Source organism: Curtobacterium sp. NPDC086286 (assembly GCF_044746255.1).
Lineage (GTDB): Bacteria > Actinomycetota > Actinomycetes > Actinomycetales > Microbacteriaceae > Curtobacterium.
The window spans coordinates 1-20,780 of record NZ_JBIVBW010000007.1 but is presented as its reverse complement, the minus strand read 5'-3'; the positions used below and the strand labels follow the sequence as shown (position 1 = coordinate 20,780).

Below are 20,780 nucleotides of genomic sequence, written 5' to 3'. Positions count from 1 at the left end.
CCGCCGGCCCCCCCGGCGCGGCTTCCCGTCGGGGGTGGGGGGCCCCCGGTTTTTGGGGGGGGGGGGGGGGGGGGGGGGGGGCCCCCCGGGGGGGCGGGGGGGGGGGGGGGGGGCGCCCCCCCCCCCCGCCTCCAGGTCCGTCAGTGGGTCACTTCTTCAGGACGCGGACCAGCTTCCGCAGGACGGTGCCGGTCACCCAGATGACCGGGACGCTCACCGCGAGGAGGGAGATGAGGTTCGGCTCGAACTCGAGGTCCTTGCCGGGGCGTCGGACGTAGGCGCCGATCGGGATGGAGACGGCACCGCCGCCTCCGCCACCGTTGTCGTCGCCGTCCCCGCCCCCACCGAAGCCGAACCAGCCGAGGGACACCGGGATGAGGGTCTGGTCGCCGACCTCGACCGGCTCCCCGTAGTTCGTGGACACGCCGACGGGGCGTACCTTCTCTGCGATCTGCGTGACGATGTTGGCCATGCGCGCGACGCTACTCGCCCGTTCCTCCACAGGCAGAGCTGCCCGCGCATCCGTCCACGGCCGGAGCTTGTCTGCGGACGCGGTCGGCTCCCGCCGATATGTTGGCGGGACCCACACCTGGAGGACCGTTTGCACACCTGGCCCGGCAACCCGTACCCGCTCGGGGCGACCTACGACGGGAGCGGCACGAACTTCGCCCTCTTCAGCGAGGTCGCCGAACGCGTGGAACTCTGTCTCTTCGACGACGACGGGAACGAACAGCGCATCGACCTCGTCGAGGTCGATGCGTACGTCTGGCACGCCTACCTCCCGAACGTCGGCCCCGGGCAGCAGTACGGCTTCCGGGTGCACGGCGAGTACGCCCCCGAGAAAGGGCTCCGCGCCAACGCGAACAAGCTGCTCCTCGACCCGTACGCCAAGGCGACCAGCGGGGACATCGACTGGGACCAGGCGCTCTTCTCGTACACGTTCGGCGACCCGGACTCGACCGACGACCAGGACTCGGCGCCCCACATGATGAAGGGCGTCGTCATCAACCCGTTCTTCGACTGGCAGGGCGACCGGGCTCCTCGGATCCCCTACGGCGAGACGGTGATCTACGAGGCACACGTCAAGGGCCTCACCGAGACGCACCCCGACGTGCCCGAGGAACAGCGGGGGACGTACGCGGGTGTCGCGCACCCGGCCGTGATCGCGCACCTGCAGCGGCTCGGCGTCACCACGCTCGAACTCATGCCCGTGCACCAGTTCGTCAACGACTCGACCCTGCAGGACAAGGGGCTGTCGAACTACTGGGGCTACAACACGATCGGGTTCTTCGCGCCGCACTCGCACTACTCGTCCTCGGGCGACCACGGACAGCAGGTGCAGGAGTTCAAGGCGATGGTCCGCGAACTGCACCGTGCCGGCATCGAGGTCGTCCTCGACGTGGTGTACAACCACACGGCCGAGGGGAACCACCTCGGACCGACGCTGTCCTTCCGCGGGATCGACAACGCCGCCTACTACCGCCTCGTCGAGGACGACAAGCGGTACTACATGGACACCACGGGCACGGGCAACTCGCTCAACGTCGGGCACCCGCACTCGCTGCAGCTCATCATGGACTCGCTGCGGTACTGGGTCACCGAGATGCACGTGGACGGCTTCCGCTTCGACCTCGCGGCCGCCCTGGCGCGTGAGTTCTACGAGGTGGACCGGCTGGCGGCGTTCTTCGAACTGGTCCAGCAGGACCCGATCGTGTCCCAGGTGAAGCTGATCGCCGAGCCGTGGGACGTCGGCCCCGGTGGCTACCAGGTCGGCAACTTCCCGCCGCAGTGGTCCGAGTGGAACGGCAAGTACCGCGACACCGTCCGCGACTTCTGGCGGGGAGAGCCGTCCACCCTCGGCGAGTTCGCCTCGCGGATCTCGGGCTCGGCAGACCTCTACGAGCACGACGGCCGCACGCCGAAGGCGAGCATCAACTTCATCACGGCGCACGACGGCTTCACGCTGTACGACCTCGTCGCCTACAACGAGAAGCACAACGAGGCCAACGGCGAGGACAACAACGACGGCGAGAGCCACAACCGGTCGTGGAACTCCGGTGCCGAGGGTCCGACCGACGACGAGTCGATCAACGCCCTGCGGCTGCAGCGCCGACGGAACTTCCTCGCGACGCTGCTGCTCAGCCAGGGCGTGCCGATGATCGCCCACGGCGACGAGCTCGGGCGCACGCAGTCCGGCAACAACAACGTGTACGCCCAGGACTCCGCGCTGAGCTGGATCGACTGGGACGCCGCCGACGACGACCTCATCCAGTTCACGGCCGACGTCGTGAAGCTCCGGCACGACCACCCGACGTTCCGCCGCACGCGGTACTTCAACGGGCGTCCGGTCCGTCGCGGGCAGGACGAGCCGCTGCCGGACGTCGTGTGGCTCACGCCCTCCGGCGACGCCATGGAACCCGAGGACTGGGACTCCGGCTTCGGCAAGAGCGTCGGCATGTACCTGAACGGCAACGGGATCCGCGGGCGCGACTCCCGCGGCGAGCGTGTCACCGACGTCGCCTTCATCACGTACTTCAACGCGCACGACGACACCGTGACGTTCACACTGCCCCCCGAGGAGTACTCGCCGGGCTGGACGGTGCGGATCGACACCGCCGAACCGGGTGCGCGTGACGAGGTCCTCGACGCCGGCACCCCGCTGGACGTCCCGGCACGCTCGATGATCGTGCTGCGGGCCGAGCCCGACCACGAGGTCACGGTGACCCCGGTGGACACCGACTCGTCACGACCGGCCACCGCAGCACCGCAGGACGCCGTCACACCGGTGAACCCCGCCGGCGCCACGGCTCCCTCCGCCACGAGCGGCGGCCAGCAGTGACCGCCCGGCGCGTCCCGACCTCGACGTACCGGCTGCAGGTCACGCCGGACTTCGACCTGTCGGCCGCACGCGACGTCGTCGACTACGTGCGCGACCTCGGCGCGGACTGGCTCTACCTCTCCCCGGTGCTGCAGGCCGAGCCCGGGTCCCAGCACGGCTACGACGTCGTCGACCACGGCCACGTCGACACCGAGCGCGGCGGTGACGAGGCGCTCCGAGCGCTCGCCGACGCCGCCCACGCCGTCGGCCTCGGTGTCCTGGTGGACGTCGTGCCGAACCACGTCGGTGTGGCCACGCCCGAGGTGAACCCGTGGTGGTGGTCCCTGCTCGAGCACGGCCAGGGCTCCCCCGTCGCCTGGGCCTTCGACGTCGACTGGGACGCCGGGGACGGCAAGCTCCGCGTCCCGGTGCTCGACGACCGGCTGCTCGACGCGGTCGACCTGCGTGACGGCCGGCTGTACCTGGGCGACACGGCCTACCCGACCGCCCCGGGCACGGTGCACGACGGCGACTCGGTGGCCGACGTCCACGCCCGGCAGCACTACGAGTTCGTGCACTGGAAGCGCGCCGACCACGAGCTGAACTACCGGCGCTTCTTCGCGGTGAACACGCTCGCGGCGATCCGGGTCGAGGAACCCGAGGTCTTCGCGGCCTCCCACGGCACGATCGGCGCGTGGTTCCGTGACGGCCTCGTCGACGGACTCCGCATCGACCACCCCGACGGGCTGTACGACCCCGCCGGCTACCTGCAGGACCTCGCGGCGCTCACCGACGGCGCGTACACGCTCGTCGAGAAGATCCTCGAGCCGGGCGAGGAACTCCCCGCGAGCTGGCCGGTCGACGGCACCACCGGCTACGACGCCCTCGGCGTGCTCGACCGGGTGTTCGTCGACCCCGCCGGCGAGGACTCGCTGACCGCGGCGTCCGGGGCCGAGCCGACCGACTGGCAGCAGCTGACGCACGACACCCGTCGCGACATCGCGGACGGCATCCTCGGCAGCGAGGTCGAGCGGCTCGCGCGGCTGCTCGGCCCCGGCACCGGCAGCGCCGCGTCCGCACCGCTCCCCCACGAGCGGATCGTCGACGCGGTCGCCGAGATCGTGGCCTCGTTCGACGTGTACCGGACGTACCTGCCCGAGGGCGCGCACCACCTCATCGACGCCCTCGAAGGTGCGGCCTCGGCGCGGCCGGACCTCGACGACGTCATCGACCGGATCGCCCCGGCGCTGGTCGACCCCGCGAACGCCGCGGCGATCCGCCTCCAGCAGACGAGCGGCATGGTGATGGCGAAGGGCGTCGAGGACACCGCGTTCTACCGGACCTCCCGCCTGACGTCCCTGAGCGAGGTCGGCGGCGACCCGAGCGTGTTCTCGGTGTCGGTCCGTGCCTTCCACCAGGCGCAGCGCGACCGGCTCGGCAGCTGGCCGCACACGATGACGACCCTCACGACGCACGACACCAAGCGCAGCGAGGACACCCGCGCGCGCATCGCCGTGCTCGCCGAGCTCGGGCACGAGTGGGCGTCGACGCTCGAACGCCTGCAGTCCCTCGCCCCGCTCGAGGACGCCGTCCTGGCCGACCTGCTCTGGCAGGCGATCGTCGGCGCGCGCCCGGCAAGCCGGGAACGCCTGCACGCCTACGCCGAGAAGGCCTCGCGCGAAGCCGGCGACAGCACCACGTGGACGGCTCCGGACGAGGACTTCGAACGCCGCATGCACGCGCTCGTCGACGCCGCGTTCGACGACCCGGCCGTGGTCGCCGTGCTCGATGCGCTCGACGAACGGATCGACGCCGCCGGGTGGTCGAACGGGCTCGGACAGAAGCTCGTGCAGCTCACCGCGCCCGGGGTGCCGGACGTCTACCAGGGCACCGAGTTCTGGGACCGCTCGCTCGTCGACCCGGACAACCGTCGGCCGGTGGACTACACCGAGCGCCGGCACGTCCTGGCCGAACTCGACGGCCCGGACGACGACGGCCCCGAACGGCTCCCCGACGTCGGGCTCGACGGTGCGGCGAAGCTCCTGGTGACGAGTCGTGCGCTCCGTGTGCGGCGCGACCACCCGGAGCTCTTCACCCGGTATCTCGCGCTCGAGGCGACCGGCAGCGCGGCGGACCACGTGATCGCGTTCGACCGTGGGGGCGCGGTCACGATCGCGACGCGCCTGCCGATCGGGCTCGAACGGGTCGGCGGATGGGGCGACACCCTCGTGCACGCCGTGCCCCAGGACCGCGTCGACCTGCTCACCGGCCGCAGCGTGCCGGCCGGCCGGGGAATCGCCCTCGCCGAACTGCTCACCGACTACCCCGTCGCACTGCTCGTGCCGGCGCACGTGGCCGAGGCGACGGACCACGGCACGGAGACCCACGCCGACAGCGGGGCGACCGCCGACAGCGGCTCCGGCTCTGCCGGTGAGTCCGACGCGCAGGCCGAGATCGACATCCTGGAGGGTCACGCATGACCGCACCCGACCGCTACGCCGTCTGGGCGCCGACACCGGAGCGCGTGCGCCTCGTGGTCGACGGCACCGAGTACCCGCTGACCCGCGGCACCGACGACTGGTGGACGACCGATGCGATCGTCCCCGTCGTCGGAGCCCGCTACGGCTTCCGCGTCGGCGACGACGACGCGGTGCGGCCCGATCCGCGCAGCCGCTTCCAGCCCGAGGGGGTGCACGGCCCGTCCGAGGTCGTCGACCCCGCACGGTTCTCGTGGACGGACGACGCTTGGACCGGGCGTCCGGCACGCGGCGGCGTGATCTACGAGATGCACGTCGGCACTTTCACGCCCGAGGGCACGCTCGACGCCGCGGCCGCGAAGCTCGACCACCTCGTCGAGCTCGGCGTGGAGTTCGTCGAGCTCCTGCCCGTCAACGCGGTGAACGGCGAGTGGAACTGGGGCTACGACGGCGTCGGCTGGTTCGCGGTGCACGCCCCGTACGGCGGCCCGGACGCGTACGACCGCTTCGTCGACCGTGCGCACGCACTCGGCCTCGGGGTCATCCAGGACGTCGTGTACAACCACCTCGGGCCGAGCGGCAACTACCTGCCGCTGTACGGGCCGTACCTGCTGCAGGGGCTCGGCAACACCTGGGGCGACTCGGTGAACGTCGAACACCCCGAGGTCCGTCGGTACGTGCTCGACAACGTCCGGATGTGGTTCCGCGACCACCACGTCGACGGGCTCCGGCTCGACGCCGTGCACGCCCTGCGGGACACCACCCGCCCGCACGTGCTGCAGGCGATGGCCTCCGAGACGGACGCGTACTCCGCCTTCGTCGGGCGGCCGCTCTCGCTCATCGCGGAGTCCGACCTCAACGACCCGATCATGTTCCGCCCGCAGGAGGCCTCGGGCTACGGCCTCGCCGGGCAGTGGTCGGACGACTTCCACCACGCGGTCCACGTCGCGCTGACGGGTGAGACGAACGGCTACTACGCCGACTTCGCACCGCTCTCGGCGCTGGCGAAGGTCCTCGAGCACGGGTTCTTCCACGACGGCACGTGGTCGTCGTTCCGGGGGAAGCGGCACGGGCGACCGATCGACCGCGGGACCTCGCCGACGACGGCCCTCGTCGTCGCGAACCAGAACCACGACCAGATCGGCAACCGTGCCGCGGGCGACCGTCTCGCGGCGACCGTGAGCGACGAGGGTCTCGTGATCGCCGCGGCCCTGACGCTGCTCGGCCCGTTCACGCCGATGCTCTTCATGGGCGAGGAGTTCGCCGCCTCGACCCCGTGGCAGTTCTTCACGTCGCACCCCGAACCGGAGCTCGGCAAGGCCACGGCCGAGGGTCGCATCAAGGAGTTCGCCGAGCACGGCTGGGACGAGTCGGCCGTGCCGGACCCACAGGACCCGACGACGTTCACGAACTCGAAGCTCGACTGGTCGGACGTCGATTCCGAGCGGGGTGCGGCGATCCTCCGGGCCTACCGCGTGCTCGTCGCCCTGCGGCGGACCGACCAGGCCTTCGTCGACCAGCGGTACGAGGCGAACGCCGTGCGCTGCAGCGAGGACCGGCGCTGGCTCGTGCTCACGCGCGGGTTGCTCGGCCCGGACGCCCGGCCGGTGCACGTCGTGGTGAACTTCCTCGACGACGCGGCCGAGGTGCCCGTCCCCGGCGCCACCGGCGAGGAGCTCTACCGCTTCGGCGAGGCCGACGTCGCGACGGACTGCGTCCGCTTCACGGGGCGGGGTGTCGTCGTCCTGCGCTGATGAGCGCGAAGCTGGTCAGCCCGAAGCCGACCAGCGCGAACCGAACGGCCCGTGGCGACTCCGCCGCGGGCCGTTCGTCTGCCCGCCCGCACTCCTCGCCGGGCCTGCCTCGCCCCTCGACGGGCGCCTCCGCGAAAGCGACAGACACCCGCTGTCGACGTCCGGGGACCTGTCGCCCTGCCGCCACGAACGGCGGACGGATCCGCACGGAGTCGCTTTCGCGCCACGCGGACACGCCACGCGGACGCGCCACGCGGACGCGCCGCGACCACGGACGCCCCGCGACCACAGACGCGACGCGACCACGGACGGACCGGAGGCGGGGGGGCCCCCCGCCCCCCCCCCCCCGGGCGCCCCCCCCCCCCCCCGCCCGGCCCGGGGGGGGGGGGGGGGCCCCCCCGCCCCCCCGCCTCCGGGAAGCCCGTCAGCAGCCCGTCAGGCCGCGTGGTCGGCGACCGCGTGCGCGTTCGCCCGCACCGACGGCAGTCGGCGGTGGTCCTTGACGAGGGACCGGGCCTCACGGATGCGACGGTCGATGCCCCACTTCGTGACGAGGGTGAGGCTCTCGCGGACGATGTTGCCGCTCATCTTCGAGACGCCGAACTCCCGCTCGGTGAACGTGATCGGGGTCTCGACGACGCGCAGACCGGCCTCGAGCGCGCGCCAGCAGAGGTCGACCTGGAAGCAGTAGCCCTTCGAGGCGACGCCGGCGAGGTCGATGCGCTCGAACGCCCGCGAGGTGAACACCCGGAACCCGCCGGTCGCGTCACGCACCGCGATGCCGAGGGCGAGGCGCGTGTAGAGGTTGCCGCCGCGCGAGAGGAGCTCGCGGTACCAGGGCCAGTTCTCCACGGCGCCGCCCTTGATCCAGCGCGAGCCGAGGACGAGGTCGTTCGTGTCGGCGAGCTCGATCATCCAGGGCAGGTACTCGGGGTGGTGGGAGCCGTCCGCGTCCATCTCGACGAGCTTGTCGTACCCGTGCTCGAGGCCCCAGGCGAACCCGGCGAGGTACGCACCGCCGAGGCCGTCCTTCACGGTGCGGTGCATCACGTGCACCCGGTCGGTCTCACGCGCGATCTGGTCGGCGATGTCGCCGGTGCCGTCCGGGGAGTTGTCGTCCACGACGAGCACGTGCACGTCGGCGTCGGTGGCCGCCAGGGTGCGCTCGACGATGGGGCGGACGTTCTCCGCCTCGTCGTAGGTCGGGATGATGACCAGTGTCGTGCTCATGGTGCTCCTTGCGCTTGACATCGAAGATATCGGCCGGTCGCTGCGTCAGTCCGACGAGAGGTCTGCGAACACGATCAGATTGTCCGTGTAATGACCTGTGGCCGTGTCGAACGTGCCGTCACACGTGATGAGGCGCAGCTGAGGTGTGGGGGCGGTGCCGTAGACGTCGCTCGTGGGGAACGCCGACTTCGCCGCCCGTTCGGACCGGTCCACCGTGAAGGTGCGGGTGGAGCCGTCGGACATGGCGACGTGGACCTCGTCACCGGGGACCAGTTCGTCGAGCCGGAAGAAGACGGCTGCGGCGGTGGGGCTGTCGACGTGCCCGGCGATGACGGCGGGGCCGACCTCACCCGGGACGATGCCGTCGCTGAACCACCCGGCGCTGTCCCAGTCCTTCGGCGGGTCGAGTTCGCCGGCGGCGCCGCGGTGGAGGTCCTCGAGCGACGAGGACACCCCGATGGCGGGGATGGTCACGCGGACCGGGGTGGCGTCGGACCGTGCGGCGGGGGCTGCCGGGTCCTGGAAGCCGTCGGTCGCGCTCCCGGCCGCGGGTGCCGCAGTGCCCGACGATCCGGCGGTCGGCGAGGCCGAGTCGGCCACCGTCGGTCCCCCGGTCCCGTTGGTGGCCGCGACCGCGACGCCGGTGACCCCGCCCACCACGAGCACCCCGGCCACGACGGCCCCGACGAGCACGCCGCGCCGCCGCGGTCCGCCACCACCGGCCCGCCGCCGCCCGCTCACGAGGCACCCCCGGCACGCGTCGCGCACCCGCCGAGCACGTCGGACGTGAGCATCGTCGCGCCGAGCGCCGCCCACGCGTCCCCGTAGTACGTCGGCGTCGTCGCAGCCGTCCGGTCCGCCCGGCGCAGGTCCGTCGCCGCCGCTGCCGACTGCCCGGAGGCCTGCTCCGCCGCGGCCCGCGCCACGTACGCCAGCGCGTTCGTGTCGCCCGTCACGGCCGTCCCGCCGAGGTCGAGCTGTGCCGCCAACTGCGTCTGCCGCCGGAGCGTCGGCGCGATCGACCCGGCCAGGGACCGGTCCTGCGCGGCGCAGGCCTCGGCGTACCGGAGCGGCAGCCGCATCGCGTCGTACCCGTACAGCACCCGGTCGTCGCCACCGGTCGCGGGCATCGGGTCGACCGTGCCGTCGGCGTGCACCTGGGACCAGTCACTCGGCAGGTCGGACCCGGCGAGCACGGCCCGCGTGACCGCTCGCGACCCGGAGCCGAGCGCCTCCCAGCGGTCGTCGCCGGTCGCCTTCGCCAGCACGTCGTACGCCGCCGGCGACGCGTACGAGGCGTCGTACCGGTACGGCTCGGAGTCGGCCCACGGCCCGGGCAGCAGGATCGTCCCGAGCTCGGTCGTGGCGGTCTCGTGCTCGAGGATCGCGGACGCCATGGTCTTCCCCGCCGTGGTGTACCGGGACTCGTCCCACGAGGACCCGGCGAGCACGAGTGCCCTGGCGGCGTCGAGGTCGGCGTCGCTCGCGGATTGCCCGTCGGCGATGCCGTCGTCCGGCGTCCACCGCCACGCGAGCAGGTGGTCGTCGGTGAGCAGGTGCCGCTTCGTCCACGTCCAGATCTCGCCGAAGCGGTCACGGTCGCCGTTCGCGTAGGCGATCAGGAGCCCGTAGGCCTGCCCCTCGCTGACGGTGTCGCCGCCCTGGTCGGTGCGGACGACGCGGCCGTCCTGCACGTACCGGTCGAGGAAGTCCGTCCGCAGCTGCTCCGGCGAGCGCGCTGCGTCCGGCGCCGCCGAGGACGTCGGGGTCGACGCACCTCCGGCCTCCGGCTGCGAGGCGCCCCACGGGCGCACCGCGACGAGCGCGATGCCGAGCGCGACGAGCACCGCGGCTGCGGCGGTCACGGGGATCCAGGTCCTGCGGGTCATGCGGCCTGCCTTCCTGACTGGGTGCGGTGTGGGACGGGAGGCGCGGATCACGCGGGCGGATCCGCTGGGGTGATCCGCGCCTCCGGTCCGGCGTCAGCGGAACAGCGAGCGGAGCGTCGCGATCAGCTCGTGGGTGGCCTGCTCGACCGGGTCGGCGGCCGCGCCGCCACCACCGGTCTGCACCCCGCCGGACGGCGTGGACGCCGTGGCTGCCGCGTCCGTGACGGGCACGACCGTGAGGTCGCCCTTGCTGTCGTCGAGCACGAACAGGGTCGAGACGGTGTTGCCCGCGAGGTCGACCTTCGCCGTGCCCCGCTGCCCGCTGCCGGAGACGTCGAGCGTCCACTTGCCGGCGTCGACGGTGGCGTACTTCGTGGCGGTGCCGAAGGCGGCGTCCTCGGCGACGGCGGTCCCCTCGGAGGTGCTCACGTCGACCGACTTCGCGGTGGTCGCGGCCTGCACGAGCCGGAGCTTCGCCTTGCCGTCACCGGGCTGCTGGAGGTCGTCGGTGAACGCGGTCGTCTTGAGCTGCGAGTTCTTGCCGTAGGCGACGACGGTGCTCGCGTCGCCCTTGTCGACCGTGACGTCGGTGGAGATGACCGGGGTCGAGTCGGGGGCGTCGGCGGCGCGCATCGACAGGACGTAGGTGCCGACCGGGAGCTCCTGGTACGGGCTGACCTGGCCGTAGGTGACGTCGTCGAGCTCGAAGACCGTCTTGCCGCCGGCCAGGCTCGACAGCTCGACGTCGACGCCCTTCGTGTCCGGGGAGAGGTGGCCGACGCGGAGCCAGCCCTGGTCGCTCGAGGTGGCGGCGGGTGTGGCGGCGGTCGCTGCTTGCGGCGCGAGGCCGACGGCTGCGGCGACGAGGCTCGTGGCGAGGGCGCCCACGAGGAGGGTGCGACGAGGTGCGGGCATGGTGGTGCTCCTTCTGGTCGTGGTTCGGGTCTGGTGCGTGGGTGCGGCGGCGGTCACGAGGCGCTCGTCGCGGTCGTGGTCGGGTCGGCGGGGGCGTAGACGACGGTCAGGCGCGACCCGTCCCGCTCGACCGAGTCGGGTCGGAACCCGCTGGCCATGGCGTCGAGGGTGGCCTCGACGCGGGACGCCTCGGCGTTCCCCGGGGCCTGCAGGACGACCCGGCGGAAGGGCTGCCCGGTCTCGCCGGACACCGGCGTGAACCGGTCGACCTCGACGAATCCGTCGGCGAGGACCTGCCCGAGCGCGATCATCGCCCGCGAGTCCACCTGCCCGGCGCGGAACTGCGACTTGGTGCCCTCGTCGGCGAAGAGCGCCGGGTTCGAGGCGAGCTCGGTCCCCATCGTCTTCCGGAGGTCGGTCGCGCGGGTGATGGCGGCCTCGGCGGCCGTCGACCCCTCGGCGTGGATGCGTCGGACGTCGACCCGCTGGTTCCCGGTGCCGAACGCGGCGACGGTCGTCGAGTTCTCGATCGCCTGGCGGATGTCCGACGACGAGTTGCCGCCGGTGCGCATGGAGTCCGTCGTGACGACGTAGTCCGAGTCCTTCCAGCCGTTCGGCGACTGGCGTTCGACCGCGGCGTCGGTGTCGAGCTTGTAGTACCAGATGACGTTGTTCCGGGCGAAGCCGTCCTGCACGAGGTCGACCCACATGGCGTCGTCCACGAGCAGCCGCGAGGACTTCGGGACGTTGTCGCCGACCCACTGCTCGGCCTGCTGCATCGGCAGGTCGAGGTTGCCGAGCACGAACCCGCGCAGCTGCGTGCCCCAGAGCGGGAGGGCGACGAGGAGTGCCGCGGACGTCACGACCGCCCACGTGGTGCCGAGGCCCCGGCGGACGACGGCCCGCGCATCGGTCCCCGAGGTCCCGCGCAGACGGCCGAGCACGGTGAGGACGGCACGTTCGGCGGTGTAGGCGACGAGGAGCGCGGCGAACGGGATGAGCATGATCACGTACGGCACGGGCAGGTACCCGTTCGGGCGGAACATCATGAGCAGCAGGAACACGAGCATCGCCGCGATCGGGCGCACCCGGCGGAGGAACAGCCCGACGAACGCTGCGGCCGAGCCGAGCACGATGAACACCGGGTCGAGCGCCCACCACTGCGCGGCGGCTTCGTTCGCGAGGCTCCCCGCGTCGAAGACCGATCCGCTGGCCGCCCGGGAACCGAGCTGGTAGGTGATGCCCTCGAAGAGGCTGACCCGACCGGTGCCGGGCAGGAGCTCGCCCTTCACCGCGGCGAGCAGCAGGTAGCCGCCACCGATCACGGCGAGCACGGCCCCGGCGACGCTGAGCGTGTACCGGCGGGTGCTCCGGTCGGCCCGGCGCACCGCGATCCAGATGAGGAACGGCAGGGCGAGCAGGTACGTCTCCTTCGAGAGCACCGCGATGCCGAGGCACGCAGCGGCACCCGCGAAGCCGGCGAGCTGCTGGCGACGGCTGAGCACGAGGACGAACGCGGCGAGGAGCCACGGCGTCGCGACGTTGTCGATGTAGACCGTGCGGTGGTACTGCAGGGCCAGGGGCGACAGCGCGAACACGAGGCCCGCGACCGCCGCGGTGGCACGGCCGGCACCGAGTCGGCGGGCGAGGACGAACAGCAGGATGCTCGACACGGCGGCGAAGAACACCATCGCCTCGCGCCCGGCCTCGACGGCGAACGGGTAGCGCGCGAACGCCCCGGTCAGCGAGGTGTACCCGGCGATCTGGATCCAGCCCAGCGGCGGGTGGTCGTACCAGTACGTGTAGTGGGTGATCTCGCCGAGGTGCGTGATCGCCCAGGCCTGGGCGGTGTACGTGCCCTCGTCGTCGATCCGCTGCGGCGTGCCGGACATGTTCCACGACTGCACGACGACGGTCACGGCGAGGACGGGGAGGAGCCAGCCGAGGCTCGCGGCGTGCCGGCGGAACCAGGCGCCGACGCCGGAGCGCTGGCGGGCGACGGCGCCCCGGATCGGGATGCCGGTGGTGTCGGTGATGCTGGCGGTCATCGGGTCCCTCCGGTGGTCGACGCGACGAGTTCACGGTCGTCCGAGCGGTCGTCCGCCCGATCGGTGGTCACGGCGTTCGCGAAGCCGACGACCTCGGCCGACTGCCCGGCCGTGCGGTGCTGCCCGGTGTGCTCGGTCTTCTCCCACCCGTTCTGCCCCTTGGCGTGCCGGACCACGGCCCGGACCGCCGCTGCGGCGAGGAAGATCTGGTACGGCACGAGGCCGAGCACGAGCTTCACGTAGTCGCGGATCCGGACCTTCTCCTTGTAGAGCCGACCGAACTCGTTGAGACCGACGACCTCGACGGCGAGCAGCATGAGCGTCGGGGCGACGGGCACGAACGACACGAGGGCGATCGCCGTCGGCACCTTGACGAACAGGATCATCAGGACGCTGAGCGGGATGAGCAGCCCGGTGGCCGCCTGGATGAACGGCATCGTCAGCATGTAGCGGGCGAAGAACCGCTGGCGGAACGACGGGAGCTTCTTCCACTCCCCCTTGCCGAGCACCTGCAGGAAGCCCTGGTTCCACCGGGTCCGCTGCTTGAGCAGGGAGGCGAAGGTGGGCGGGGTCTCCTCGCGGGTGACGGCCTCGGGGCTGTAGGCGACGACGACCTTGGCACCGTCGGCGGAGAGCCGGACGCCGAGCTCGCAGTCCTCGGCGAGGCAGTGCGCATCCCAGCCGTTCGACCAGTCCAGGCGTTCCTTCGTCACGAAGACGGTGTTGCCGCCGAGCGGGATGAACTTCGACCCGGCGTGGAAGTGCAGGCGCGAGCGGAACCAGAAGTAGTACTCGAGCACGTTCCGGAGCGACCACCAGCTCGACTTGAAGTTCATCAGCTGCACGCCGCCCTGCACGACATCGGCGTCGGTCTCCTGGAAGCGCGAGTCGACCAGGGAGAGCAGCCGCGGGTAGACCTCGTCCTCCGCGTCGAACACGCCGACGATGTCGCCCGTCGCGTACTGGAGCGCGAGGTTCATCGCCTTCGGCTTGTTCTTCGGCGCGGTGTCGTCGACGACGACCGTGATGAGCCCGGGGTGCCGGGCCGCGGCGGCACGCACGACGGCGTCCGTCTCGGGGTCGTCCTCGCCGACGATCGCGATGATCTCGAAGTCCGGGTGGTCCTGCTTCGCGAGCATGTCGAGCGTCTCCCCCATGACGTCCTGCTCGTGGCGGCCGGGGACCAGCAGCGTGAACCGGTGCGCCGCCGGGCGCGGGGTCTGGCTGAAGCTCGTCGACTTGAGCGCGTCGCGCGAGCGCCAGGCGTGCAGCATCCACCACAGCGTGGTGAGCGCGATGATCGTGAGCAGCACGGAGATCGCGATGAGGGCCGAGTACCCGACCCACTCGCCGACCGACCAGGCGGCCTGCGGGAGCTGCCCCGAGCCTCCTGTCGGGACGTCGGTCGTGCCGCGGTTCGGGACGCTCGACGGAGCCGTCCCCTCGTTCGGCTGGAGCAGCGGCCCTGCGGCCGTCCACAGCGTGGCGGAGATGGTCATTCGGCGAGCTCCTTCGCGTGAGCGTCGGTGGAACGGAAGACGAGGGCCTTGTACGCGGCGAACCGGAACGCGGTGCCGAGCACGAGACCCACCCCGTTGCCGGCGACGTTGTCGGCGAGGGTGGAGGTGAAACCGAGGACGTAGTGCGAGACGAAGAGGCACGCGGCGGCGATGCCGAGGCCGATGAGGTTGGTGACCGCGAACAGGAGGCCCTCCCGGAGGGTCTCGCGGCGGCCGGTCTGCCGCTCGGCCCGGAACGTGATGAACCGGTTGCCGATCCAGGCGACGGCCGTGGACACGACGGCGGAGACGATCTTCGCGGCGATGGGCCCGTCGGGCATCACGGTCGCGCGGAGGAGGTTGTAGACGCCGAGGTCGATGACGAAGCAGACGGCGCCGATGCTGCCGAAGGAGACGAGTTGCCGCGCGAGCACCACCAGGCGCGCGACGGCCGCGCGCGGAGGGACGGGTACCGCGCCGGTTGCGGATGGCACCACAACGGGGGTATCGGTTCGGGTCATGCCCCCGATTCGGGGGGCTTCTCGAGGCGGTTTGGGTGGGGTACAGACTTACGGATGGTTCTGCCAGTTTCGCGACACCCGCTGTTCACATGCGGGTCGCGGTGGACGCGCCCCCACGACGGACTGGAGGCGGGGGGGCCGCGGGCCCCCCGCCTCCAGGTCGGAAGGGTGGTCGCGTCTACGCGGGGCGCGACGCCGGGCTGACGGTCTTCGACGCGTCGCGCTCCGGGATGTCCCCCAGGGCTGCGTCGATCGCCGCGAGGGCGTCGGCGTCCAGGCGCACGCCCGCGGCCTTGACGTTGTCGGTGACCTGCTCCGGACGGGACGCGCCGACGATCGCACTCGCGACGTTCTCGTTCTGGAGCGTCCACGCGATGGCGAGCTGCGCCAGGGTCAGGCCGGCCTGGTCGGCGACGGGCTGGAGGCGCTGGACGGCCTCGAGGACCTCGTCGCGCATGAACCGCTTGATCATGTCGGCGCCGCCCTTCTCGTCGGTGGCGCGGGAGCCCTCGGGCAGCGGCTGGCCGGGCTTGTACTTGCCGGTGAGCACGCCCTGGGCGATCGGCGACCAGACGATCTGGCTGAGGCCGAGCTGCTTCGACGCGGGGACGACCTCGCCCTCGATGACGCGCCACAGCATCGAGTACTGCGGCTGGTTCGAGATGAGCTGGAAGCCGAGCTCCTTCGCGAGCGCGGCACCGGCGCGGATCTGCTCGGCGTTCCACTCGCTGACGCCGATGTACAGCGCCTTGCCCTGGCGGACAACGTCGGCGAAGGCCTGCATCGTCTCCTCGAGGGGGGTCTCGTGGTCGTACCGGTGCGCCTGGTAGAGGTCGACGTAGTCGGTCTGGAGGCGCTCGAGCGACCCGTCGATCGACTCCATGATGTGCTTGCGGCTGAGGCCGACGTCGTTGTGCCCCTTCGGCCCGGTCGGCCAGTAGACCTTCGTGAAGATCTCCAGCGACTGACGGCGCTCGGCCTTCAGTGCCTCGCCGAGGACGGTCTCGGCGGCGGTGTTCGCGTACGTGTCCGCGGTGTCGAACGTGGTGATGCCGGCGTCGAGCGCTGCCCGCACGCACTGGGTGGCGACGTCGTTCTCGACCTGCGAGCCGTGCGTCAGCCAGTTGCCGTAGGTGATCTCGGAGATCTTGAGTCCGGAGTTGCCCAGGTACCTGAATTCCATGCTCCCGACGCTAGCGGGCTTCCCCGCGCCGTGAGGGGCCGTGCGAGTACCTGGGTGCGGGGGCGCGCTGCGGGGGGGGGTGGGGGGCGGGGTGGGCGAGCGGGAGGGGATGCGCGAGCGGGCGGAATACCCACGGGACCGCGCTGGGACCGGGGCTATTTCGCCCGCTCGCGCCGCGCCTCCCGAGCCCTTCGGACGCCGGCGGCGGGGATGCGCGAGCGGGCGGTATACCCACGGGACCACGCTGGGACCGGGGCCATTTCGCCCGCTCGCGCCGCGCCTCCCGAGCCGCCCTCGAGCCGGCCATCCGTCCACAGGCGGTCGCTTGCACCGGCCGTCCACAGATCGGGCCGGACGCCACTCGCACGGTGCCACCGGCGGCCACGCTGGCCGCATGCACGTCGACGCGACCTTCCCGATGGCCCTCCGCGGCCGGCCGTTCCGCGTGCGCGAAGCCCTGCACCGCGGCGTCAGCGCCGGCCGGCTCCGATCACGAGCGTTCCTCCGCCCGTTCCACGGCATCCGCGCCTGGACCCGTCCGCAGACGCACGACGAGCGCGCACGAGCGGTGCAGCCGCGCCTGCGCCCGGACCAGGCGTTCAGCCACACGACCGCCGCAGCGATCCTCGGCTTCCCGCTCCCGCGCCGGCTCGAGCGCGATCCCCGCGTCCACGTGACGACGATCGGGACGGACCAGGCGCTCCGTGTCCGCGGGACGATCGGGCACCGCGCCCGCCGCGGCAGACTCCAGGTGGTCCACTCGGGCACCGCGGCGCTGACCCACCCAGCGGACACGTTCGTCGCGCTCGCGACCCTCCTGAGCCGCGACGAACTCATCGTGGTCGGCGACGCGATCATCGGCTGGCTCGGGTGGTGCGACCACGCCGAACTGGTCGCCGCAGCTCGTCGCTACCGCGGAGCGAGGGGCATCCGTCGCGTCCGAGCAGCCCTCGCCGAGATGCGCCCAGGGTCACGTTCGCCCGGCGAGACCCGGCTCCGACTCGCCCTCACGCGGCGCGGTCTGCCGCAACCCGCCCTGAACCACGACGTCGTGGTGGACGGCCGGTGGGTCGCGTGCGTCGATCTCGCCTACCCGGACGCCCGTGTCGCGATCGAGTACGAGAGCGACCTCCACCGCACCGACGATCGCACGTTCCGTAAGGACATCACGCGCGGTGAACACCTGAAGGACGCCGGCTGGTGGCTGCTGCGCGCCACCGCGGACGACGTGGGACCGGCGATCGAGGCGCTCGTGGCGCGCGTCCGTCGCCTCCTCGACGGCGTGCCGACCGGGAGGCACGACCCACGTCCGACACGCCGTCCAGCGTCATCGAGATGAACATTAGTTGACGCTTCAACCAAACACGTGCAGAATGGGCTAGCATCAACTTCGATGCAGGCGCATGGAATCGTGGTTCCGCCCGACGCCTGCTCGGGAACGCAGTCCACACGCTTCGAAGGAGTCACCATGACGCTCACCGCCTCGACCATCCCCGGCTACCAGACCGGTACCTGGAAGATCGACCCCACCCACTCCGAGGTCACGTTCTCGGTCCGCCACCTCGCGATCAGCAAGGTCAAGGGCAAGTTCGAGACCTTCGACGCCACCGTCGTCACCGCCGAGAACCCGCTCGAGTCGACCGTCGAGGCGAACATCGACGTCGCGTCGATCAACACCGGCCAGGAGCAGCGCGACCAGCACCTCAAGACGAGCGACTTCTTCCTCACCGAGGAGCACCCGCAGCTCACCTTCCGCTCGACGAGCATCGAGGCCAAGGGCGACGACCTGCACATCGCCGGCGACCTGACCCTGCGTGGCGTCACCAAGCCGGTCGTCCTCAAGGCCGAGCTCGGCGGCTTCACGACCGACGGCTACGGCCAGGTCAAGTTCGGCGCCGAGGCCACGACCAAGATCGACCGCACCGAGTTCGGCGTGAACTGGAACGCTGCGCTCGAGGCCGGTGGCTTCACGCTCGGCAACGACGTGACGATCAACCTCGACGTGCAGTTCGTCCTCCAGGCGGCCTGACACCTCGTCCCTCCTGACCCGAAGGTCATCGCGTTGCGCGTGACCTGAGGGACATCGAACCGCAGGACACTGCAGTACCCGAAGCGAACGGCCCGGCTCCTCCCCCACGGAGTCGGGCCGTTCGTCGTTGCGGGGTGGAGGCGGGGGGCTTGGGCCCGGTCGCTCGCGCGTCCCACCGTCGAGCGGGCGGAGTACGCGCGGTTCGCGGCACGTACCCGCCAGCTTCCGCCCGCTCGCCGCGACCGCCATGCGATCGGCTCCGTGGCGCGCGCCGGCGTCTCTGGTCGCGCGCGCCACCCGCGCCGATCGGGCGGATTCGGCACCGACGGACGTGGCACCCCCGCACATTTCGCCCGCTCGCCCGGCGACTGCGCGCAGTAGCGTGAGACCGCAGCGTCCGCCGACCGGCACCGGGCGACCGCCGCGGGGAATCGGAACCCGAGCTGGAAGGTTGCAGGGGAACACACGGGAACCCGCCTCCGGGCCGATCGTCGAACACCCACCAACACGCAGCACCCCGCACCCCGCACCCCGCACCCGCAGGACCCACGAACAGGAGCACCACCATGGCCACCGACTGGATCGCGCTGCAGGCACTCGCGGCAGCCGAGTTCGGCCGCCGCGTCGCCGCCGTCACGGACTGGGACGCGTCGACCCCCGACTCCGAATGGACCACCCGAGACCTCGTCCGACACGTCGTCGAGGAGCAGCGGTGGATCCCGAAGCTCCTGACGGGGTGCGACTACGCCCAGGCCGAAGCGGATCTCGAAGCGGTCGGCTCCGACCTCGCGGCCGAGTGGGCGAAGTTCGCGGCCGAAGCCATCGAGGCGTGGCAGAGAACGCCCGCTGACACGCCGGTGCACCTCGCCACGGACGTCGTCCCGGCGGGGCAGTACCTCACCGAGCAGACCAGCGACATCACGATCCACACGTGGGACCTCGCGCGGGCGACCGGCAGCGACGAGACCCTCCCGGACGAACTCGTGCAGGCCGTGTGGGAGCACTTCGAGCCGCAGATCGAGGACCTCGCCGCGACCGGGCTCTACGCCGCACCGGTCGACGTCGACGAGGACGCGCCGCTGCAGGTCCGCCTCCTCGCGGTCACAGGGCGCGATGCCAGGGTGGCAGCATGACCGAAACCGCCCGCTCGGCAGCCCCCGAAACCGCCCGCTCGGCAGCCCCCGAAACCGCCCGCTCGGCAAACCCCGAAACCGCCCGCTCGGCAAGCCCCGCAAGCCCGGCAACCCCCGAAACCGCCCGCTCGACAAGCCCGGCAACCCCGACCACCCGCCTTGGCGCCTCGGGCCTCCAGATCAGCTCCGTCATCCTCGGCATGATGTCCTACGGCGACCCCGACAAGGGCGCCCACGAGTGGAGCGTCGGCATCGACGAAGCCCGCCCCTTCGTCCGCCGTGCCTACGACCAGGGCATCACCACGTTCGACACCGCGAACGTCTACTCCGCGGGCAGCTCCGAGGAGATCACCGGCACCCTCCTCAAGGAACTCGCCCCGCGCGAGGAGGTCCAGGTCTTCACCAAGGTCTTCAACCGCATGCGCCCAGGCCCCAACGGCGCAGGGCTCTCGCGGGCGGCGATCATGCACGAGATCGACGCCTCGCTGACCCGCCTCGGCACGGACTACGTCGACCTGTACCAGATCCACCGCTTCGACCCGCACACCCCGGTCGAGGAGACGATGGAGGCCCTCCACGACGTCGTCAAGTCCGGCAAGGCGCGCTACATCGGCGCGAGCAGCATGTGGGCGTGGCAGTTCGCCGAGATGCAGCACGTGGCCGACCTGAACGGCTGGACGCGGTTCGTCAGCATGCAGGACCAGTACAACCTCCTCGAACGCGAGGAGGAGCGCGAGATGCACCCCTTCTGCGCCCACACCGGCGTCGGTGTGATCCCGTGGAGCCCGCTCGCCCGCGGCAAGCTCACCCGCCCCTGGGACGCGCAGGGTTCCGGCAACAGGGCCGACACCGACGAGTTCGGCAAGACGCTCTACAAGCAGGACGAGGACGCCAACCGCGCGATCGTCGACGCGGTGCAGCAGGTGGCCGAGGCGCACGACGCGAGCATGGCGCAGATCGCCCTCGCGTGGGTGATGCGGCAGCCCGCGGTCTCCGCCCCGATCGTCGGCGCGACGAAGGAGCACCACATCGACGACGCGGTCGCTGCGACGACGATCGAGCTCACGGACGACGAGGTCACCCGTCTCGAATCCGCGTACACACCCCGAGTGCCGTCCGGTTTCTGACGCACCCACCGGACGGACGGGAGGCGCGGGGGCCGCGGGGCCCCCCCCCCCCCGCCCGCCCCCCGGCCGGGGGGCGGGGGGCGGCCGGATCACGCCGGCACCGCGCCCCCCCCCCCCCTGTCGGGGGGCGCCGACGCCCAGAGCAGCGAGGGGGTTG

16 protein-coding genes are annotated in these 20,780 nt (G+C 71.8%); 7 read left to right on the top strand and 9 right to left on the bottom strand.

Going from position 1 to position 20,780, the window contains the following annotated elements:
- Positions 1-148: 148 nt before the first annotated feature.
- A complete protein-coding gene (locus ACIPKM_RS13425) occupies positions 149-472 on the bottom strand; it encodes a hypothetical protein (protein WP_070416624.1) in 324 nt (107 codons plus the stop codon).
- Positions 473-601: 129 nt separating this feature from the next.
- Between ACIPKM_RS13425 and glgX the strand changes: the two genes are divergently transcribed.
- The 3 genes from glgX to treZ are packed head-to-tail and all read left to right on the top strand — an operon-like array spanning position 602 to position 7,049.
- Entirely contained in the window at positions 602-2,839 is a 2,238-nt protein-coding gene (gene glgX / locus ACIPKM_RS13420; protein WP_071301740.1) for a glycogen debranching protein GlgX, read from the top strand.
- Positions 2,836-5,298: a malto-oligosyltrehalose synthase gene (gene treY, locus ACIPKM_RS13415; RefSeq protein WP_402736904.1), complete on the top strand. Its 2,463-nt coding sequence runs from the start codon at positions 2,836-2,838 to the stop codon at positions 5,296-5,298. Before glgX ends, treY begins: the two co-directional genes overlap by 4 nt.
- Positions 5,295-7,049: a malto-oligosyltrehalose trehalohydrolase gene (treZ, locus tag ACIPKM_RS13410; protein ID WP_402736903.1), complete on the top strand. Its 1,755-nt coding sequence runs from the start codon at positions 5,295-5,297 to the stop codon at positions 7,047-7,049. The genes treY and treZ overlap by 4 nt, the downstream gene beginning before the upstream one ends.
- A 435-nt stretch (positions 7,050-7,484) precedes the next feature.
- Here treZ and ACIPKM_RS13405 read toward each other — a convergent pair whose 3' ends face one another.
- The 8 genes from ACIPKM_RS13405 to ACIPKM_RS13370 form a co-directional block, all read right to left on the bottom strand.
- Complete coding sequence (locus tag ACIPKM_RS13405) at positions 7,485-8,279, bottom strand: polyprenol monophosphomannose synthase (RefSeq protein ID WP_071295927.1); 795 nt, start codon at positions 8,277-8,279, stop codon at positions 7,485-7,487.
- Between the two features lie 45 nt (positions 8,280-8,324).
- Entirely contained in the window at positions 8,325-8,972 is a 648-nt protein-coding gene (locus ACIPKM_RS13400) for a class F sortase (protein ID WP_402736902.1), read from the bottom strand.
- 44 nt (positions 8,973-9,016) lie between these two features.
- Positions 9,017-10,168 (bottom strand): glycosyl hydrolase family 8, encoded by a 1,152-nt coding sequence (locus ACIPKM_RS13395; protein ID WP_402736901.1) that lies wholly within the window; start codon positions 10,166-10,168, stop codon positions 9,017-9,019.
- 93 nt (positions 10,169-10,261) lie between these two features.
- On the bottom strand, positions 10,262-11,083 hold the full coding sequence (locus ACIPKM_RS13390; RefSeq protein ID WP_309778969.1) for a DUF4397 domain-containing protein: 822 nt from the start codon (positions 11,081-11,083) through the stop codon (positions 10,262-10,264).
- 53 nt (positions 11,084-11,136) lie between these two features.
- On the bottom strand, positions 11,137-13,131 hold the full coding sequence (locus ACIPKM_RS13385) for an ArnT family glycosyltransferase (protein WP_402717634.1): 1,995 nt from the start codon (positions 13,129-13,131) through the stop codon (positions 11,137-11,139).
- Complete coding sequence (locus ACIPKM_RS13380) at positions 13,128-14,630, bottom strand: glycosyltransferase (protein ID WP_071302939.1); 1,503 nt, start codon at positions 14,628-14,630, stop codon at positions 13,128-13,130. Before ACIPKM_RS13380 ends, ACIPKM_RS13385 begins: the two co-directional genes overlap by 4 nt.
- A complete protein-coding gene (locus ACIPKM_RS13375; RefSeq protein WP_071295941.1) occupies positions 14,627-15,124 on the bottom strand; it encodes a GtrA family protein in 498 nt (165 codons plus the stop codon). The genes ACIPKM_RS13380 and ACIPKM_RS13375 overlap by 4 nt, the downstream gene beginning before the upstream one ends.
- 205 nt (positions 15,125-15,329) lie before the next feature.
- Complete coding sequence (locus ACIPKM_RS13370; protein ID WP_229087280.1) at positions 15,330-16,334, bottom strand: aldo/keto reductase family protein; 1,005 nt, start codon at positions 16,332-16,334, stop codon at positions 15,330-15,332.
- A gap of 394 nt (positions 16,335-16,728) precedes the next feature.
- Here ACIPKM_RS13370 and ACIPKM_RS13365 point away from each other — a divergent pair, with 394 nt between their 5' ends.
- The 4 genes from ACIPKM_RS13365 to ACIPKM_RS13350 all read left to right on the top strand — a co-directional run bounded on the left by ACIPKM_RS13365 (position 16,729) and on the right by ACIPKM_RS13350 (position 20,623).
- Positions 16,729-17,673, top strand: a complete 945-nt coding sequence (locus tag ACIPKM_RS13365; RefSeq protein ID WP_402736900.1) for a hypothetical protein — start codon at positions 16,729-16,731, stop codon at positions 17,671-17,673.
- Positions 17,674-17,802: 129 nt separating this feature from the next.
- The gene (locus ACIPKM_RS13360; RefSeq protein ID WP_070416635.1) at positions 17,803-18,363 is read left to right on the top strand and encodes a YceI family protein; all 561 of its coding nucleotides are present in this window, start codon (positions 17,803-17,805) and stop codon (positions 18,361-18,363) included.
- Between the two features lie 566 nt (positions 18,364-18,929).
- The gene (locus ACIPKM_RS13355; RefSeq protein ID WP_070416636.1) at positions 18,930-19,496 is read left to right on the top strand and encodes a TIGR03086 family metal-binding protein; all 567 of its coding nucleotides are present in this window, start codon (positions 18,930-18,932) and stop codon (positions 19,494-19,496) included.
- Between the two features lie 200 nt (positions 19,497-19,696).
- Complete coding sequence (locus ACIPKM_RS13350) at positions 19,697-20,623, top strand: aldo/keto reductase (protein ID WP_402736899.1); 927 nt, start codon at positions 19,697-19,699, stop codon at positions 20,621-20,623.
- Positions 20,624-20,780: the final 157 nt, after the last annotated feature.